15 protein-coding genes are annotated in these 17,993 nt (G+C 33.4%); 14 read left to right on the top strand and 1 reads right to left on the bottom strand.

The annotated features are described in order from the left end of the window. Nucleotides 1-399 precede the first annotated feature (399 nt). The 7 genes from CN925_RS09560 (at nt 400) to CN925_RS09530 (ending at nt 9,115) form a co-directional block, all read left to right on the top strand. Nucleotides 400-2,484, top strand: a complete 2,085-nt coding sequence (locus tag CN925_RS09560) for a methylmalonyl-CoA mutase family protein (protein WP_098846023.1) — start codon at nt 400-402, stop codon at nt 2,482-2,484. Then, nucleotides 2,481-4,646: a methylmalonyl-CoA mutase gene (gene scpA / locus CN925_RS09555; RefSeq protein ID WP_098846022.1), complete on the top strand. Its 2,166-nt coding sequence runs from the start codon at nt 2,481-2,483 to the stop codon at nt 4,644-4,646. Before CN925_RS09560 ends, scpA begins: the two co-directional genes overlap by 4 nt. Further along, on the top strand, nt 4,647-5,666 hold the full coding sequence (gene meaB, locus CN925_RS09550) for a methylmalonyl Co-A mutase-associated GTPase MeaB (RefSeq protein ID WP_098846021.1): 1,020 nt from the start codon (nt 4,647-4,649) through the stop codon (nt 5,664-5,666). Beyond that, nucleotides 5,666-6,091: a methylmalonyl-CoA epimerase gene (gene mce, locus CN925_RS09545; protein ID WP_098846020.1), complete on the top strand. Its 426-nt coding sequence runs from the start codon at nt 5,666-5,668 to the stop codon at nt 6,089-6,091. The genes meaB and mce overlap by 1 nt, the downstream gene beginning before the upstream one ends. Nucleotides 6,092-6,112: 21 nt before the next feature. Further along, complete coding sequence (locus tag CN925_RS09540) at nt 6,113-7,663, top strand: acyl-CoA carboxylase subunit beta (RefSeq protein ID WP_098846019.1); 1,551 nt, start codon at nt 6,113-6,115, stop codon at nt 7,661-7,663. A 250-nt stretch (nt 7,664-7,913) separates the two neighbouring features. Then, on the top strand, nt 7,914-8,660 hold the full coding sequence (locus CN925_RS09535; RefSeq protein WP_098846018.1) for an MBL fold metallo-hydrolase: 747 nt from the start codon (nt 7,914-7,916) through the stop codon (nt 8,658-8,660). Between the two features lie 26 nt (nt 8,661-8,686). Continuing rightward, on the top strand, nt 8,687-9,115 hold the full coding sequence (locus CN925_RS09530; RefSeq protein ID WP_098846017.1) for a protein-tyrosine phosphatase family protein: 429 nt from the start codon (nt 8,687-8,689) through the stop codon (nt 9,113-9,115). A gap of 56 nt (nt 9,116-9,171) precedes the next feature. On the opposite strand, the gene CN925_RS09525 is transcribed toward CN925_RS09530, so the two are convergent. Beyond that, a complete protein-coding gene (locus CN925_RS09525; RefSeq protein ID WP_098846016.1) occupies nt 9,172-10,068 on the bottom strand; it encodes a LysR family transcriptional regulator in 897 nt (298 codons plus the stop codon). Between the two features lie 229 nt (nt 10,069-10,297). On the opposite strand from CN925_RS09525, the gene CN925_RS21285 reads away from it, so the two are divergent. The 7 genes from CN925_RS21285 (at nt 10,298) to CN925_RS09490 (ending at nt 17,983) form a co-directional block, all read left to right on the top strand. Further along, nucleotides 10,298-10,975: a response regulator transcription factor gene (locus tag CN925_RS21285; protein ID WP_098846015.1), complete on the top strand. Its 678-nt coding sequence runs from the start codon at nt 10,298-10,300 to the stop codon at nt 10,973-10,975. 253 nt (nt 10,976-11,228) lie between these two features. After that, on the top strand, nt 11,229-12,467 hold the full coding sequence (locus tag CN925_RS09515; RefSeq protein ID WP_218937226.1) for an MFS transporter: 1,239 nt from the start codon (nt 11,229-11,231) through the stop codon (nt 12,465-12,467). An 18-nt stretch (nt 12,468-12,485) separates the two neighbouring features. Continuing rightward, nucleotides 12,486-12,875 carry an iron chaperone gene (locus CN925_RS09510; protein WP_098846013.1) on the top strand — a complete coding sequence of 130 codons (390 nt, stop codon included), beginning with the start codon at nt 12,486-12,488 and terminating at the stop codon, nt 12,873-12,875. 218 nt (nt 12,876-13,093) lie between these two features. Next, nucleotides 13,094-15,493: a nitrite reductase large subunit NirB gene (gene nirB, locus CN925_RS09505; protein ID WP_098846012.1), complete on the top strand. Its 2,400-nt coding sequence runs from the start codon at nt 13,094-13,096 to the stop codon at nt 15,491-15,493. A gap of 26 nt (nt 15,494-15,519) precedes the next feature. Further along, nucleotides 15,520-15,837 carry a nitrite reductase small subunit NirD gene (gene nirD, locus CN925_RS09500; protein WP_098846011.1) on the top strand — a complete coding sequence of 106 codons (318 nt, stop codon included), beginning with the start codon at nt 15,520-15,522 and terminating at the stop codon, nt 15,835-15,837. Nucleotides 15,838-15,840: 3 nt separating this feature from the next. Beyond that, entirely contained in the window at nt 15,841-17,262 is a 1,422-nt protein-coding gene (gene cobA / locus CN925_RS09495) for a uroporphyrinogen-III C-methyltransferase (RefSeq protein WP_098846010.1), read from the top strand. A gap of 4 nt (nt 17,263-17,266) precedes the next feature. Beyond that, on the top strand, nt 17,267-17,983 hold the full coding sequence (locus CN925_RS09490; RefSeq protein ID WP_098846009.1) for a sirohydrochlorin chelatase: 717 nt from the start codon (nt 17,267-17,269) through the stop codon (nt 17,981-17,983). Nucleotides 17,984-17,993: the final 10 nt, after the last annotated feature.

Genomic DNA, 17,993 nt, shown 5'->3' with positions numbered 1-17,993 from the left:
ATCTCTTTTAGTACTTATATAGACTGTATTAATCATCATCATCTTTCTTTTTGACCATAACAATGTTTGAGTGTGGGATAAACATAGTTGGTTCGGATTCATTTAAAAAATATTCAGTATCAGGTTGTCTAATTAGACAGCCTTTTTTAGTTCGAAAACAAACCTTTCAATTTAATAGAGTCTTTTACTAAATTTATTATCTAAATATAGATATAAATAAGATGATTTAAAAAATACGTAATTTTCATAATTTTAGAGGATTTTTGAAAGTGTTTGTCGAAATTTTAATTATTCTTTGCATTTGTATTCTTAATGAAAAGAAAAATCGATTTTATTTCATAGGTAAATTCGATGATCAAATTTACTTTTTAAGAGAGATAGAAAGGAGTGGCTTTATACATGTCAGAAAATACAAAAACTTCGAACCATAACTTGGAAGAGAAATTATTTGCTGAATTTCCAAAGCCTACTGTACAAGAGTGGAGAGATGTTGTTGAAAAATCCTTAAAAGGAGCCACTATTGAGGAAAAGCTTTTAACTAAAACGTATGAAGATATCATTTTGAAGCCAATGTATGGGGAAGAAGATATCGCTAACTATCCTTATTTAAACTCACAACCAGGAGAATTTCCTTTTGTTAGAGGAACAAGTGAACAAGGTTATCTAGAAAAGCCGTGGGAAATTAGTCAGGAATTGGATTGTTCTTCGCCAGTTGAGTTCAACCGTGTTGCAAAACATGATTTAGACAAAGGGCAAACGATGTTGAAGATTCAACTTAACGAATCTTTCGAAACAAATAATAATAAAGGGTTAATTTTAACATCTACTAATGATTTTAGAGTAGCCTTTCAAAATATAAATTTAGAGGAAGTTCCTTTATATATTGAAACAGTAAAAAGCGGGAAAGCATTTTTTGGTTCTTTTATCGCCTATTTACAACAACAAAATTATGATTTTAATAAAATAAATGGCTTTATTGGAATGGATCCTATCAGTAATTTAGTAAAAGATGGGACACTTCCGTATTCTCTTGAAAATGCTTACAAAATGATGGCTGAAATCACAAAATGGTCGGTTAAACATACAACAAATTTAAGAAATATTTTAGTACAGTCACACCCTTATCACGATGCAGGTGCAAATGCAGTACAAGAATTAGCCTTTGCTATTTCAACTGGATTAGAGTATTTACGTGAAATGGATAACTTACAAATTCCGCTAGATGATGCAGCATCGAAAATACTTTTCTCGTTTTCTATCGGGTCGAACTTCTTTATGGAGATTGCAAAATTAAGAGCAGCTAGAATGATTTGGGCAAGAATTATAAAAGAATTAGGTGGTAATGATGCTTCTCAAAAAATGAACATTCATTCGCGTACATCTTCATGGACGAAAACGATTTATGATCCTTATGTAAATATACTTAGAGGAACTGTTGAAGCTTTTGCAGGAGTGATTGGTGGCACGGACTCACTTCATGTTTCGCCATTCGATGAATCGATTAAATCATCTGATGAGTTTTCTAGACGTATTGCAAGAAATACACATTTAATTCTTGAAAAAGAATCGAATTTATCGAAAGTAGCTGATCCAGCTGGTGGTTCTTGGTATATTGAATCACTTACCTACTCTTTAGCTGAAAAGGCATGGGAACTATTCCAAAAGATTGAAGAAAAAGGTGGAATGGTTAAGGCAATACAAGAAGGATTCCCACAAGCAATAGTTAGAGAGGTTGCAGAAGAAAAATTAAACAACATAAAAAATAGAAAAGATAAATTAATTGGGACAAATATTTATCCAAATCTGAATGAAAACGAGTTAGAGAAAAAAGAATTGGATTGTATAGAAGATAAGGTGGATAAAGAAAACTTAGAGGCTAGTTCTAAGCCTATCGTATTTCAATGCGGTGGTTCAATTGAAGATATTATTGATGCGGCAAATAATGGTGCAACAATACCGAACATTTTTAATGTAATGAATGTAATAGATTCAGAAATTCCTAGCGTTAATCAATTATACATCCACCGGGGTGCGCAACCTTATGAATCATTACGCCGAAATTCTCAAAGCTATAAAAATAGTACAGGTGAATTTCCAAAAGTGTTTGTAGCAAATTTTGGACAAGTTGCAGCATATAAACCACGAACGGACTTTGTGACTGATTTCTTTGAAGTCGGAGGATTTAAGGTGCTCCAAAACAAAGGCTTTGCATCTGTTGATGAAATAATCGATTCATTTAAGCAATCAGAATCAACGATTGTTGTCATTTGTTCAACTGATGATCAATATTCGGAAATTGTTCCTTCAATAACAAATCAGATTAAAGCCATTAATCCGAATACAAAAGTACTTTTAGCAGGGAAGCCTTCGATTGATGAAATGAATTTATACAAAGAAGTTGGAATTGATGATTTCATTCATATGAATGTAAATAATTTCGAGAAGTTACATATTCTTCAAAAGGATGGAGGGATTTTGAAATGAACAAGCTAACAGACTTTACAAAGATGCCATTTAATACAACATTTTCAGCACCAACTATAGCACCTCCTAAACAGATGCAAGTTAATCATGATGATTGGAAAACTTTAGAACAAATAGATGTAAAACCATTATATGATTCTACTGATCTTAATCAGATGGAACACTTAGGATATGTTTCTGGAATTGCTCCGTTTTTACGTGGACCTTATCCGGCGATGTATATAAACAAACCTTGGACTATTCGCCAATACGCAGGCTTTTCAACTGCAGAGGAAAGTAATGCATTTTATCGAAGAAATTTAGCAGCTGGTCAAAAAGGTTTATCGATTGCATTTGATTTAGCGACTCACCGTGGATATGACTCAGATCACCCTCGAGTTGAAGGGGATGTTGGAAAAGCGGGGGTTGCAATTGATTCTATTCTTGATATGAAAATTTTATTTGATGGTATCCCTTTAGATAAAATGTCAGTTTCAATGACAATGAATGGTGCAGTACTTCCTGTTTTAGCGTTTTATATTGTTGCAGCTGAAGAACAAGGGGTAGATCAATCACAACTTACAGGAACGATTCAAAACGATATTTTGAAAGAATATATGGTGAGAAATACTTATATTTATCCACCAGAAGCATCAATGCGCATTATAGCTGATATTTTTTCTTATACTTCACAACATATGCCTAAATTCAACAGCATCAGTATTTCTGGTTACCATATGCAAGAAGCAGGAGCTACTGCAGATATTGAACTAGGCTATACTTTAGCAAATGGATTGGAATATGTTCGAACAGGTTTAAAAGCAGGAATCGACATTGATTCGTTTGCTCCTCGTTTATCGTTTTTCTGGGGAATTGGAATGAACTATTTCATGGAAATCGCAAAAATGAGAGCAGCACGTCTACTTTGGGCTAAATTGATCAAATCATTTAATCCAAAGAAAGAAAAATCGATGGCGTTAAGAACGCATTCACAAACATCTGGATGGAGTTTAACTGAACAAGATCCATTTAATAATGTGACGCGTACTTGTATTGAAGCGATGGCTGCTGTGTTAGGTCATACTCAGTCACTTCATACGAATGCCCTAGATGAAGCGATTGCATTACCAACTGATTTCTCTGCGCGTATTGCCCGAAATACACAACTATATTTACAAGAAGAAACTGGAATTTGTAATGTAGTTGACCCTTGGGGAGGCTCATATTACGTTGAATCATTAACAAATGAATTAGTTCAAAAAGCATGGGCACATATTCAAGAGGTTGAATCATTAGGTGGTATGGCTAAAGCGATTGAAACTGGTTTACCAAAAATGAGAATTGAAGAAGCCGCAGCAAGACGTCAAGCTCACATCGATTCAGGTAAAGAAACCATTATTGGCGTTAATAAATACCGCCTTGAAAAAGAAGACCCATTAGATGTATTAGAAGTTGACAATACTGCAGTTCGACAAGCGCAAATTACGAGATTACAAGAGCTTCGAGCATCTAGAGATGAAGCAAAAGTTCAAGTAGCATTATCAGCAATTACAAAAGCAGCGGAGTCTGGGGAAGGTAATTTGTTAGCGCTTGCAATTGAGGCTGCTAGAGTTCGTGCGACATTAGGTGAAATTTCGGATGCTTATGAAAAAGTAGTAGGTAGACATAAAGCTGTTATTCGTTCAATTATGGGGGTTTACAGTGCGGAATACGGTGAAAAAGATGAAATAGAGATTGTACGTAAAATGGCTGATGATTTTGAAGAAAAAGAAGGTCGTCGTCCTCGTATTATGATTGCAAAACTTGGACAAGACGGTCATGACCGTGGAGCGAAAGTAATCGCAACAGCTTTTGCTGATTTAGGTTTTGATGTAGATATCGGTCCTTTATTCCAAACACCAGCGGAAACGGCACTTCAAGCTGTTGAAAATGATGTTCATGTGATCGGAATGAGCTCTTTAGCAGGAGGGCATAAAACATTACTGCCACAGTTGATGGAAGAATTAAAAAAATTAGGTCGACAGGACATTGTTCTTGTTGCTGGAGGGGTAATTCCAGCAGGGGATTATGAGTATTTATTGAAGAACGGAGCTGCGGCAATATTTGGACCAGGTACTGTTATCCCAGTTGCAGCACAAAAGGTTATTGAAGAAATTAATCGTCGTCTTGAGGATTCGATTTAAATGGAATTTGAAAACAAAAGAAAGAAAAAGCTTTCAGAAGACGACTATGTAAATGGAGTACTTGAAGGCAATCGAACTATTTTAGCCCAAACAATTACCCTTATAGAAAGTAATTCGTCATCACATATGAAGTCTGCACAAAATGTGTTGACGAGATTACTTCCTTTTTCAGGTCGTTCGATCCGGATTGGAATAACTGGGGTTCCAGGAGCCGGTAAAAGTAGTTTAATAGAAAGCTTTGGAACATATTTATGTGAACAAGGACATAAAGTAGCCGTTTTAACAATTGATCCAAGTAGCACAATTACAAAAGGTAGTATTTTAGGCGACAAAACAAGAATGGATTCACTTTCAAAGAATCCTAAAGCATTTATTAGACCTTCTGCATCAGGTGGATCTCTTGGTGGGATTGCACGTAAAACAAGAGAATCTATGCTAGTATGCGAAGCAGCCGGTTATGACGTGATTTTAATTGAAACTGTCGGTGTGGGACAAAGTGAAGTACAAGTTCGTTCTATGGTTGATTTTTTTCTATTAGTCATGCTAACTGGAGCAGGAGATGAGCTACAAGGCATTAAAAAAGGCATTATGGAACTTGCAGATTCAATTGTTATCAATAAAGCCGATGGACAAAATAAATTAAAAGCCAAAGCAGCTAAGGCTGAATTTAATCGAATCCTTCATTTATTACAACCTTCAACTCCTGGTTGGTCAAGTAAAGCATATACAGCTTCCGCATTACTTGGTGAAGGTATAGAAGAAATATGGAATGAAATTAATGCGTTTAAAGATCTAACAACAGAGTCTGGCTACTTTTCTTTGCGACGTCAAAAACAAATGATTGATTGGATGTACAACATGGTTTTTGAACAGTTGAAACAAAGTTTTATGAATCATGAAAGTGTGAAACAAAATTTAAAAACGATAGAAAACTCAATTGTAAATGGAGAATTAACAGCAACTTCAGCTGCAAACTATTTATTATCCATTTTTGAAGGCAACAGGAAGGAGACACTGTAATGAATGAGACTAGTCCTAAAAAAATTAATCATATTGGAATTGCAGTAAGAGATTTAGAGACTTCTATTCAATTGTATACGAATGTACTTGGCTTAAAACTAAAGGGGATTGAAACAGTTGAGAGTGAAAAAGTACGAGTAGCATTTATCGAAATCGGTGAAGTGAAAATTGAGCTTTTAGAAGCAACAAGCCCTGAGAGCCCGATTGCAAAGTTTATTGAGAAAAAAGGCGAAGGTATTCACCATATTGCATTAGAAACAGAAAACTGTGAGAAGCAGCTTGAAATGATGAAAGAACACGGTATTAAACTAATAAATGAAGTTCCAAAAAAGGGTGCGCACGATAGCTTAGTTGCATTCCTTCATCCAAATTCAACAAATAAAGTATTGTTTGAGCTATGCCAACCATCATCTAGTGTTTTTTGAGAAAGGAAGTAGAATAAAGTTATGACGACAGCTTATGAGAAAATTAATGAATTAATGGATCGAAAGAGAGTAATTGAACTAGGCGGTGGAGACGAACGAATAGATTCTCAGCATAATAGAGGGAAGTTAACTGCCAGAGAACGTATCAATCTATTATTAGATGAAGATACTTTTGTCGAATTAAATCCGTTTATTAAACATCGTGCTACGAATTTTGGAATGGATAAAATTGAAAGTCCTGGTGAAGGTGTTGTCACAGGTTATGGGAAAATCCATGGACGTTTAATCTATGTTTTTGCACAAGATTTTACAGTATTTGGTGGAGCATTAGGTGAAATGCATGCTATAAAAATTGCAAAAGCGATGGACTTAGCTGCAAAAGTAGGTGCTCCATTTATCGGTTTAAATGATTCTGGAGGTGCTAGAATACAAGAAGGCGTAGTTTCTTTAGACGGTTACGGTCATGTATTTTATCGTAATTCGATTTATTCTGGCGTTATTCCGCAAATATCTGTCATAATGGGTCCATGTGCAGGTGGAGCAGTCTATTCACCAGCTATTACTGATTTTGTTTTTATGGTTGAAAAAACAAGCCAAATGTTTATTACAGGTCCGAAAGTAATCGAAACAATTACTGGAGAAAAAATTACTACGGAAAACCTTGGTGGGGCAAAAGTTCATTCTTCGATTAGCGGAGTGGCGCATTTTACCGAAGAATCAGAACCAGAAATATTAGAACAAGTACGCAGGTTAATTAGCTTTTTACCACAAAATAATAATGAAAAACCAGAAGGAATTCCATTCTTCGAAAAAGATGATTGGAGAGAAGATTTAATTGACTTAGTTCCGATTGAATCTACGAAAGTATACGATGTAAGAAAAGTAATTGAGCAAATTCTAGATAATGGAGACTTCATGGAAGTACAACCAAACTTTGCAAAGAACATCGTGATCGGATTTGGGCGAATTGATGGTCATAGTGTTGGAATTATAGCAAACCAGCCAAAAGTAATGGCAGGTGGTCTTGATATTAATTCTTCTGACAAACTTTCAAGATTTATCCGTTTCTGTGATTCATTTAATATTCCTTTAATTACATTTGAAGATGTAACAGGTTTCTTCCCAGGTGTAAACCAAGAGCATGGTGGAATTATTCGTCACGGAGCTAAAATCTTATATGCATATTCAGAAGCTACAGTTCCTAAAATTACTGTAATCTTAAGAAAAGCATATGGCGGGGCATATGTAGCAATGAATTCTAAAGCTATTGGTGCAGATGTAGTATACGCTTGGCCAAATGCAGAAATCGCCGTAATGGGACCAGAAGGGGCAGCAAATATTATCTTTGCAAAAGAAATTAATCAAAGTATCGATCCGATTGCAACACGCGCTGAAAAAATTTCAGAATACAGAGAAATGTTTGCAAATCCTTATGTTGCAGCTTCACACGGAATGGTCGATGATGTAATCGATCCAAGAGAAACACGCAAAGTCTTAAAACATTCATTAGAAATGTTAAGAACAAAAAGTGAAACTCGACCAAAGAAGAAACATGGAAATATCCCACTTTAAAAAATAGTGGACACAAATACTGCGAATAAGTAACAAGTTCTTACTATAACAAAATGACTAGATATACATTGAATTAGTATATCTAGTTTTTTTGAGTAGTGTTAAAAATTACAAGTCATAAAATCGATTAATCTATTGACAAATAAAAATATTTATGTTATAATAATATATTTTTATGTTGACTGACTCGGGTGTAATGGGTACGATAGTACTTGGGAATGATTACACACTATAGTTCAGGAGTGATGATATGCTTGGTAGAAGTAAGATCCAAATGTTAAGTATTACGATGAATTCAAATGGTATGACGAATACAATTCATCCAACACTTATTTGGGATGACGAAGATGTGGTATTAATTGATACAGGTTACCCAGGACAATTAAACGAATTTCAAAATTGCTTTGAATCGGTTGGAGTACCCTTTGAAAAACTTAATAAAATACTGGTTACTCATCAAGATATTGATCATATTGGCAGTCTTTCTGCGATCGTAGAAGAGTCTACTAACAAAATTGAAGTGTATGCGAGTGAACTAGAAAAACCTTATATTCAAGGTGAAAAGTTACTCATTAAAATTACACCAGAAAAAATTGCAAAAGCAGTAGCATCACTGCCAGCAGATACACCAGATGAATTTAAAAAAGCATTTAAAAACAGATTAGAAAACCCACCAAAAGGTAAAGTTAACCATATTCTTACACCAGGAAATAATTTAGCAATTTGTGGTGGAATTACTGTAATTGACACTGCCGGTCATACACCAGGCCATATAAGCTTTTATCATAAAGAGTCGAAAACATTAATCGCAGGAGATGCACTAATAGTTGAGGATGGTCAATTAAAACCTTCAAACCCACAATACACTTATGATATTAAACAATCAATCAAATCACTTGAAGCTTTATTATCTTTTGATATTGAAAAAGTGATTTGTTATCATGGGGGATTATTCGAAGGGAATGTAAAAGAAAGGTTAAGTGAAATCATTCAATAAAATAAAGCAATTATGGAGGGTAAAATATGAGTAATAAGAAATACCAAGAATTAATAAAAGATCGTGTCTTTTTCGGTGGGGCAGATGACGTGAAAGACATGATGGAAAACGAAAATGTAGACATTGTTTTTGATTTAAGAGTAAAAAATTATGAGGTCGATCCTCAAATTAATCGTGTACATAGCCCGATTGTTGATGATAAAGAAAAACAAGCAGAAACACTAAAAAGAGCGATTGATCACGTAGTTGAAGCTTATCAAAATGATCAAAAAGTGTATTTCCATTGTGGTGGTGGTAATACACGTGCAGGGACAGTGGCAATTGGGGCATTGATTGCATTAAACAAAGCTGAAACAATTGAAGAAGCTGAAGAAATGGCTAGATCTTTACGTCCAACAATTAAATCGAATCCTGATCTGAAGGAATCCTTAAAAAAGATATTTCCTAATGCTTAAATAATAAATAAAACGCTAATTATACAAACTTGTTTTGTATCATTTAGCGTTTTTTATTATGAAATCCCATTTAAATGATCTTTTACACATTGGATGAATTCTGTTTTGTCGCTTGTAATCTCTTTTGTATTTGGATATATTACCCAAAAGTCCTGATAAATATAATCTGTTTCTTGAATTGGAATTACTTTTAATTCACCGCTTATTACTTCAGGAAAATATTTTAAAGTAGAATTATGTACAAATGTAAATACACGTCCTTCTTTAATAATTTCTATAAGTGTCATTGTACGATTTGATTTAAGAACAATCTCATTTTTAAATTTTTTAGTTAATAGGAGAAAATTTTTATTAGAAAAGTTATACATTACAACCTTTTGAAAAAGTAAATCTTCAGCTGTAACATAATCCAGTTCATATAGTGGAGAATTTTTACCTACTAAAATACAAACATTTCCTTTACTTAAAAATTCGAAATTAAGATTATTTTCCTTTTCTAATTCTGCTTTTGAAGCCACAACTAATGCTAAGTCATAGTCTTCTTTTGTTATATTGTTAAGGATTTGAGCTGTTCCTTGCTCAATTAATTCAATCGTAGGTCTATTGTGAATACCAGAGTATCTTTTTAAAACATCGTGAATTGTATAAGTAAACGTAGGTGCACATGCAATTTTCATATGTTTTACTCTAGTTTCTTTAAAATCTAAAAGTTGATCTTTTAACTCTTTTAAATTATTTAAAATTTCAATCGACCTAGATAATACTACCTCTCCTTCAGAAGTTAAGGTAATTCCTCCTCTAGAACGATTAAAAATATTGATTTCTAATTCCCTTTCAAGTTGACTAATAGCTTGACTAACCCCAGAAGGAGAAATATGCAATTTTTTCGCTGCCTTTGAAATCGACTTTTCATTTGCAATACTTACAACATATTCTAGTTGTTCAAAGTTCATATTAACCTCCTAATATAAAAACTAACTTTTCTTATCAATAGTTTAATATATTTAAGTACATTATATTGTTAAGTATTACTTAACAATAACTTAACATATATGAAATATTATTTCTTACGTAAACGATGTAAAATACTACTTAATTCCATTTAATTTTATAGGATTAATTAGGATTAAGCAATGAAATACCAGTAATTGAGATTAATTACTGTTGAAAGTTGGGAATAAAATGTTTACTAACAAAGAATCTAAACACCATGAAAATAAAACATTTATTTTTGTTGAAAATACACTATTCGTATCTGGGATTTGTTCAATCTTAATACATCATAATTTAAATGCTAGAAAAATAGATTTCAATGAAATAAATACAAGTGATTTAAATGAACAAATTTTTATATGTCATGTGAAAAATGAAGAGATGGGATTGAAATCTCAGCTTTTAAAGTTACGTGATCAGAACATTAATATAGTCATCATAAAAAATAACATAGATTATCAAGAAATAGAAAGTTTGATGGAAATTGGGGTAAATGGAATTTGCTTAACTGAAATTGATGAACAATATTTACTTCATATCGTAAGACAAGTTCAAAATGGTCAATTCTTTTTAGATTCACGATTAATACATTTAATCATTCAAGAAAATTCACGACTTAATGACAATGAAAAGATAAAGAAAGAACAAGATTATGAAGCAATGAATAGTCTTTTGACTAAAAGAGAAATTGAAATTTTACAACTTCTAGCTCAAGGATTTTCCAATATTCAAATCGGATCTGAATTATTTATTTCTAGTAAAACTGTTAAAAATCATGTTTCAAATATAATCCAAAAATTACAAGTATCTGATCGATTAAATGCTGTGATTTTTGCATTGAAAAATAATTGGATTTCGCTTGATTAAATAAAGAATTCACTAATCTTTCTATTAAGGATTAGTGTTTTTTTATATTTATTATCTTTTGCAAAAAAAAATTAAATCATGAGTTAATCGAAAGGTTGTAAGTTGCCTTCAGTTTATTAAAAATCATTTAATGTAAGTTGAATCAATCTACAAATTCAGAGTAAAAATAGTATAATGATTTGTATTTAAATTTCATTGACAGTATAAATATTCAATAGTTATGAGTTAGAGTTAAAAAGGGGAGAGTTTGAATTTGTCTGCTTCAAAAAAATCGATCTTTAAAGGGACCTCATTTACAAATTTTTGGGTCTCACGAATGTTTACTTCAACTTCATTTCAGATGCTTTCAGTAGCAATTGGTTGGCAAATGTATGATTTGACGCATGATGCATTTAGTTTAGGTCTAGTAGGTTTGGCACAATTTATTCCGATGGTCTTACTTACTTTAGTAGTTGGTCAAGTTGCTGACAGAGTTGATCGTCGGAAAATTGTTTTCATCTGCCAAATGGTAGAAGCTTTCATAGCAGGCCTTCTTTTATATGGTAATTTTGCTAATTGGCTTAGCAAAGAGGAAATATTAATTGCTGCTTTTATACTCGGTGCTTGCCGATCATTTGAAGGTCCTGCTTCTTCGGCCTTATTACCACAAGTTGTGCCAAAATCGATATTACAACAAGCCATTTCTTGGAGTACATCTGCAGGTCAAACAGCACAAATTTTAGGGCCATCTCTTGGTGGTGTATTATTTTCAGTAGGACCAGCATATGTATATGCAACGTCAGCAATTGCTTTGTTACTTTCATCAGTTTTAACGTTTTTTATAAAGTTAGATAGTGAATTTATCCGTAAATCAGAACCAGTAACTTTTCGAACAATGCTTATGGGGTTAGAATTTGTGTATAAACATCCAGTCATCTTAGGAACGATCTCCCTTGATTTATTTGCAGTATTACTAGGAGGAGCTACAGCACTTTTACCAATTTATGCGCAAGATATATTACATACGAAAGCTTGGGGACTAGGTTTGATGCGTACTGCACCTGCTGTTGGAGCTTTATTAATGTCTCTTGTTTTAGCTTATTTCCCTCTTAAAAAATCTTTTGGACCAATATTATTTGGAGCTTTAGGTATTTTTGGATTAGCAACCATGTTATTTGCTATTTCAACAAACTTAGTTGTCTCTTTAATTGCATTATTTATTATTGGAGCTTCAGATGTAGTTAGCGTAGTGATACGTACCTCGCTTGTTCAGTTACAGACACCTGATGATATGAGAGGAAGAGTAAATGCTGTCAATTCTTTATTTATTGGAACTTCAAATCAGCTAGGGGAATTTGAATCTGGGACAATGGCTGGTTTAATTGGAGCTGTACCAGCGGCCTTTGTAGGAGGACTTGGGACGATTTTAGTTGCAGGACTATGGATGTATTTATTTCCTTCACTCAGAAAAATTAATTCACTGACTGGAGATAAAACTGAAAAAGCAGGATAATTTTGCTAAAGGAGACTTATGGAAAATACTAAAAAAACATTTGAAACCGTAGATGAATATATTTCACAATTTCAGCCTGATGTCCAGGAAAAATTACAAGCTTTAAGAATGATTGTAAAAGAAGTTGTACCAAATGCAGTAGAGAGAATTAGTTATCAAATGCCTACATTTGTATTAAATAAAAATTTACTACATTTTGCTGCATTTAAAAATCATATTGGATTTTACCCGGGCGCAAGTGGAATTGCAGCATTTAAAGAGGAATTGTCGGTTTATAAAGGCGCTAAAGGATCTGTACAATTTCCAATAAACGATCCACTTCCATTTGATTTGATCAAAAAGATTGTAAAGTATAGAGAGATTGAAGATATAAAAAAAGCTGAAGAAAAATTAAAAAAGAAAAAATAAGTTCAAAACCTCTAAGGCTAATTTTAGCTTTAGAGGTTTTTTAAAAAAAGAATTTGGACTTGTTCAAAATTTTGTCAAATATTATCCAGTAATCAGTTACATTATCCGTTATACTAAACTTGTATTTAGAAGGAAAAAACAAGTAATGAATGATGAAGTTGATTTTTTTTAATTATATTTGTGAATAAATTCACAAATTATTCTTGGAGGAAAAAAAGATGAAAAGAAAATTATTGATGATTGGTAATGGCATGGCAGGAGTGCGTTGTATAGAAGAAATTCTAAAAAGAAATAAACAGTTATTTGAGATCACTATAATTGGTGATGAACCTTATCCAAACTATAACAGGATTATGTTATCAAATGTATTACAAGGAAAAACAACTTTCGATGAAATTAATATAAATGAATGGAATTGGTATAAAGAGAATCAAATTACATTACTTACAAACGAAAAAGTTACTAAAATATCTCCTAATGAAAAAACAGTTGAAACAGAAAAAGGAAAAACAATTTCGTATGATGAGCTTATTTTAGCTACTGGATCTAGTGCCTTTATACTGCCTATACCCGGAAATGATCTACAAGGCGTAATTGGTTTTAGGACAATTCAAGATACTGAATTAATGATGGATTATGCAAAAAGGTATAAAAAAGCTGTCGTAATAGGGGGAGGATTATTAGGTTTAGAAGCGGCAAGAGGATTAATTGATCGAGGAATGGAAGTACATGTTGTTCATTTACTGCCTACTTTAATGGAACAACAATTAGATGCAACTGCTGCGAAAATGCTAAAAAAAGATTTAGAAAAACAAGGTATGAACTTCTTAATGGAGAAGCAAACAATTTCAATAAATGGTACGGACCGTGTAGAAGGGATTAGTTTTTCCGATGGCACTTCATTAGATTGCGATTTAGTCGTAATGGCAGTAGGTATCAGACCTAATATATCTTTAGCAAAAGAAGCAGGAATAAACACAAACCGCGCAATTATTGTAAACGATTTTATGGAAACATCCGAACCATCAATTTATGCAGTAGGTGAATGCGCAGAACATAACGAAACTACTTATGGTTTAGTTGCACCACTTTACGAACAAGGGATTGTACTTGCTGATTATATGACTGCTAACGAAACGAACGGATATAAAGGAAGTATTTTATCTACTCAATTAAAAGTATCTGGCTGTGATTTATTCTCTGCTGGATTAATCCATGAAGAAGAAGATATGCAAGCAATCATTGTAAATGACCAATTTACTGGACTTTACAAAAAAGTAATTGTGAAAGATGAAAAAGTTGTTGGAGTCGTGTTATATGGAGATGCATCAGATGGAAATCGATTATTCAACATGTTGAAAAATGAAACAAATATAAAAGAATATACAAGTGCTTCTATTCTTCATAAATCTGGTGAGGATTCTGATGAAGATTTTGTTCGTTCAATGAGTGCAAATGATACAGTTTGTGGATGTAATGGGGTTACGAAAGGGACAATTGTTCAATCAATTTTAGAACAAGAACTGACTACGTTTGAGGATGTGAAAAATTGCACAAAGGCCGGTGCATCATGTGGAAAATGTAAAGGAATGGTTGAAAGTATTTTAGCTGCTACATTAGGTGATACATTTGATCCAACTGCTACCAAGTCTGGTATGTGTGGATGTACTCCATTATCTCGTGATGAAGTGATCCATGAAATCGAAGAAAAAGGACTACAAACGCCTAGAGAAGTTCGTATTGTATTAGGTTTTGAAAATGAAGAAGGTTGTTCAAAATGTCGTCCAGCGCTAAATTATTATTTAAGAATGATGTTTCCAAATGATTATCAGGACGATAAATCATCACGTTTCGTTAATGAACGAATGGAAGGAAATATTCAAAAAGATGGGTCATTCTCAATCGTACCACGAATGTATGGAGGAGTAACAACTGGTGATGATTTAATTAAACTAGGAGAAGTAGCAAATAAATTTAATGTACCTTTAGTAAAAGTTACTGGTGCGAGCCGTGTTGGCTTATATGGTGTTAAAAAAGAAGACGTACCTAAAGTTTGGGAAGAGTTAGGAATGCGTTCAGGATATGCTTACTCTAAGTCTTTAAGAAATGTTAAATCATGCGTCGGTAATCGATTTTGCCGATTTGGAACACAAGATTCACTTGGACTAGGTATCCAATTAGAAAAAGCAATTGAAATGGTTGATACGCCACATAAAATGAAAATGGGTGTTACAGGATGTCCTCGTAATTGTGCAGAAGTACTTACAAAGGATTTTGGCGTAATTTGTGTGGAAAACGGCTTCCAGCTTTACTTTGGTGGAAATGGTGGAACAGAAGTTCGAGAATGCGATTTTTTAACGACTGTCACAACTGAAGAAGAAGTAGTTCATATGGCAAAGGCTTACGTTCAATATTATCGACAAACAGGTGTTTACGGGGAACGAACAGCTCCTTGGGTAGAGCGAATTGGAGTGGAAAAAGTTAAAGAAGTTTTGTTAAACAAGGAAGAAGAAAATGCATTAGTAGAGAAATTTGATCAAGCAAGATTAACATATGAAGAAGCATGGAGCCAAGCGCTTAACAATCAATTAGAATTATATGAGATTATTAGAAAGTAATTTCAAAATTGAAAGGAGCAATCAAAATGACAAAAACACTGGAGAAAATTAAGATTATTGATCTAGCTTCTTTACCTATTCAAATTGGAAAAGAAGTAGTTATAAAAGGGGAAGCAATCGCTTTATTTCGATTATCAAATGGAGATGTTTGTGCAATCGAAAGCAAATGTCCTGGGACAAATGGTCCACTTGCTGAAGGGATTGTTTCAGGTGAATATGTATACTGCCCTCTTCGTGATTGGAAAATTTCATTACGAACCGGGGAAGTACAAAAACCAGATGATGGAAAAGTAAAAACTTATAAAACTGATGTAATCGACGGTTATGTATATATGATGGTGTAACGTATGACAAATAAATCTGGATTTATTTCATTTGTAGGTGCTGGACCAGGGGATTTAGGATTAATTACAGAAAAAGGTTTAAAATGTATCAGGGAAGCAGAAGTGATTCTATATGATCGACTTGCTAATCCAAGGTTACTTCGTGAAGCGGATGAAAATTGTGAATTCATATACTGCGGAAAGCTTCCGGACAGACATACTATGCGTCAAGAAATGATTAATCAAACTTTAGTTGCTTACGCTAAAGACAGGAAATATGTCGTTAGATTAAAAGGAGGAGACCCATCCGTTTTCGGTCGAGTAGGTGAAGAAGCAGAGGAAGCGTCAAAGCATAATATACCTTTTGAAATTATTCCAGGTATTACATCTAGCATTGCTGCAGCAGCATATGCTGGAATCCCGGTTACACATAGAGAATATAGTACAAGTTTTACGTTAAGAACAGGCCATAAATGTATAGAAAATGAAGAACTTATTGAATCGAACTGTTCTGATCAATTAGGGGATACGCTTGCTTATTATATGGGGGTAAGCAATCTACCTAAAATATGTTCCCACCTAATAAAGAATGGTAAAGCCAAGGATACACCAGTAGCGGTAATACAGTGGGGAACAACTGGTAAGCAAAGAGTTGTAGAGGGAACGATTGAAACAATTGAATCAGTTATTGAGATTGAAGGAATAACAAATCCAGCTATGACAATTATTGGAGATGTTGTCAAATTACGCTCAAAGATAGCTTGGTTTGAAAAGAAGAAATTTATAGGTAGAAAAATTTTATTAGCTAAAGGAACAGCATCAGTAGAAAAGAATGGATTAGAAGCTTATCTTTCAGAAAACGGTGCTGAAGTGTACACTTTTCCTACTCTTAAATCAGTTGAAATTCCAATTAAACATGAACAAGTAGTTGATGCTTTAAGACAAGAAAGAATCGTTTTTTGTACAACAGAAAGTGTGCAATTATTTTTTACTAAAATGTATGAATCAAAATTCGATGTTCGTAGACTTCCAGCTAGAATTGAGTATAGATCGTCGAAAACAAGCAAGGAACTAAAAAAGTATGGGATATTGGCAGAAAAGGAAAGTGGCGAACAGAACAATACAGTATATATAGGATCGGTAGACAAAAATACAAAATTAGCCAACTCACAATTTATAGCTACACATGAAAATATTGCAGATACTCGATTTGATGAAATAAACCAAAGAATGCTAGAAGAAACAAAGTGGGAATCAATTATTTTTCCAAATCAATCTTCTGTTGAGTGGTTTATGAAAGAATTAAAGAAAACGAATGAAAGTCAATTAATGAATTTACCATTTGCGTATATTGGTGAGTCAGTAAAAGATTATGCATTTAAATGCGGGTTTACGAATGTTGATGAAGATTTACAAAAGGAATTAATGTTAGGCGAATGGAAGTGAAGGTATGTTTGATGCTGTTGTATATATTGGGCATGGAAGTCGTAGGCAAGAAGGTAATCAACAATTTTTACACTTTATTCAATCTGTAATCAAAGAGATTCCGATTCAAAAACAAGAATATGCATTTTTAGAATTAGTTGATCCGACAATTCAACAAACTTTGGAAAAAATGATAGTAGAAGGTGCGAGCAATATTTTAATTGTACCAGTTTTATTATTTGCAGCCGGACACTATAAACGTGATATTCCGGACGTTTTGAATAGTATTTTAAAACGATTTCCACATGTAAATATTACCATAACTGAGCCATTTGGTGTTCATGAAAAAATGATTCAACTTGTATGCAAACGTACCCAGGCAGCGCACGGAAATAGTAACTCGGCAATTTTATTAGTCGGACGCGGAAGCAGTGACCCCGATCCGATTGAAATGCTAGAACAAATTGGAAATGTAGTACAAGCTCAAATGAACGTTCCACTTCGCACAGCTTTTTTACAGGCGGGTCAACCTAAATTAGACGATTTGATTCGTAAAATGAGTAAAGAATTTGAACGGATTTATGTGATGCCATATTTATTATTTACAGGATTACTTCTTGAAAAAATAAAGAGACGAATTTCGATAGAAAACGGAAAATTTTACCTATGTGAGAATTTACAATTTGATGAATTAATGAGTCAAGTACTAATCGAACGAATACATGAAAAGGTTAAAATCTAAATATAGGGTG

It is taken from the genome of Bacillus sp. AFS055030 (assembly GCF_002574545.1).
In the GTDB taxonomy this organism is placed as follows: Bacteria; Bacillota; Bacilli; order Bacillales; family Bacillaceae_G; genus Gottfriedia.
The sequence above is the reverse complement of the archived record's forward strand: the minus strand, read 5'-3'. Positions and strand labels throughout refer to the sequence as shown.

Coding starts and splice junctions, on each gene's coding strand:
- CN925_RS09560 (WP_098846023.1), top strand. CDS start 400: ATGTCAGAAAATACAAAAACTTCGAACCATAACTTGGAAGAGAAATTA.
- scpA (WP_098846022.1), top strand. CDS start 2,481: ATGAACAAGCTAACAGACTTTACAAAGATGCCATTTAATACAACATTT.
- meaB (WP_098846021.1), top strand. CDS start 4,647: ATGGAATTTGAAAACAAAAGAAAGAAAAAGCTTTCAGAAGACGACTAT.
- mce (WP_098846020.1), top strand. CDS start 5,666: ATGAATGAGACTAGTCCTAAAAAAATTAATCATATTGGAATTGCAGTA.
- CN925_RS09540 (WP_098846019.1), top strand. CDS start 6,113: ATGACGACAGCTTATGAGAAAATTAATGAATTAATGGATCGAAAGAGA.
- CN925_RS09535 (WP_098846018.1), top strand. CDS start 7,914: ATGCTTGGTAGAAGTAAGATCCAAATGTTAAGTATTACGATGAATTCA.
- CN925_RS09530 (WP_098846017.1), top strand. CDS start 8,687: ATGAGTAATAAGAAATACCAAGAATTAATAAAAGATCGTGTCTTTTTC.
- CN925_RS09525 (WP_098846016.1), bottom strand. CDS start 10,068: ATGAACTTTGAACAACTAGAATATGTTGTAAGTATTGCAAATGAAAAG.
- CN925_RS21285 (WP_098846015.1), top strand. CDS start 10,298: ATGTTTACTAACAAAGAATCTAAACACCATGAAAATAAAACATTTATT.
- CN925_RS09510 (WP_098846013.1), top strand. CDS start 12,486: ATGGAAAATACTAAAAAAACATTTGAAACCGTAGATGAATATATTTCA.
- nirB (WP_098846012.1), top strand. CDS start 13,094: ATGAAAAGAAAATTATTGATGATTGGTAATGGCATGGCAGGAGTGCGT.
- nirD (WP_098846011.1), top strand. CDS start 15,520: ATGACAAAAACACTGGAGAAAATTAAGATTATTGATCTAGCTTCTTTA.
- cobA (WP_098846010.1), top strand. CDS start 15,841: ATGACAAATAAATCTGGATTTATTTCATTTGTAGGTGCTGGACCAGGG.
- CN925_RS09490 (WP_098846009.1), top strand. CDS start 17,267: ATGTTTGATGCTGTTGTATATATTGGGCATGGAAGTCGTAGGCAAGAA.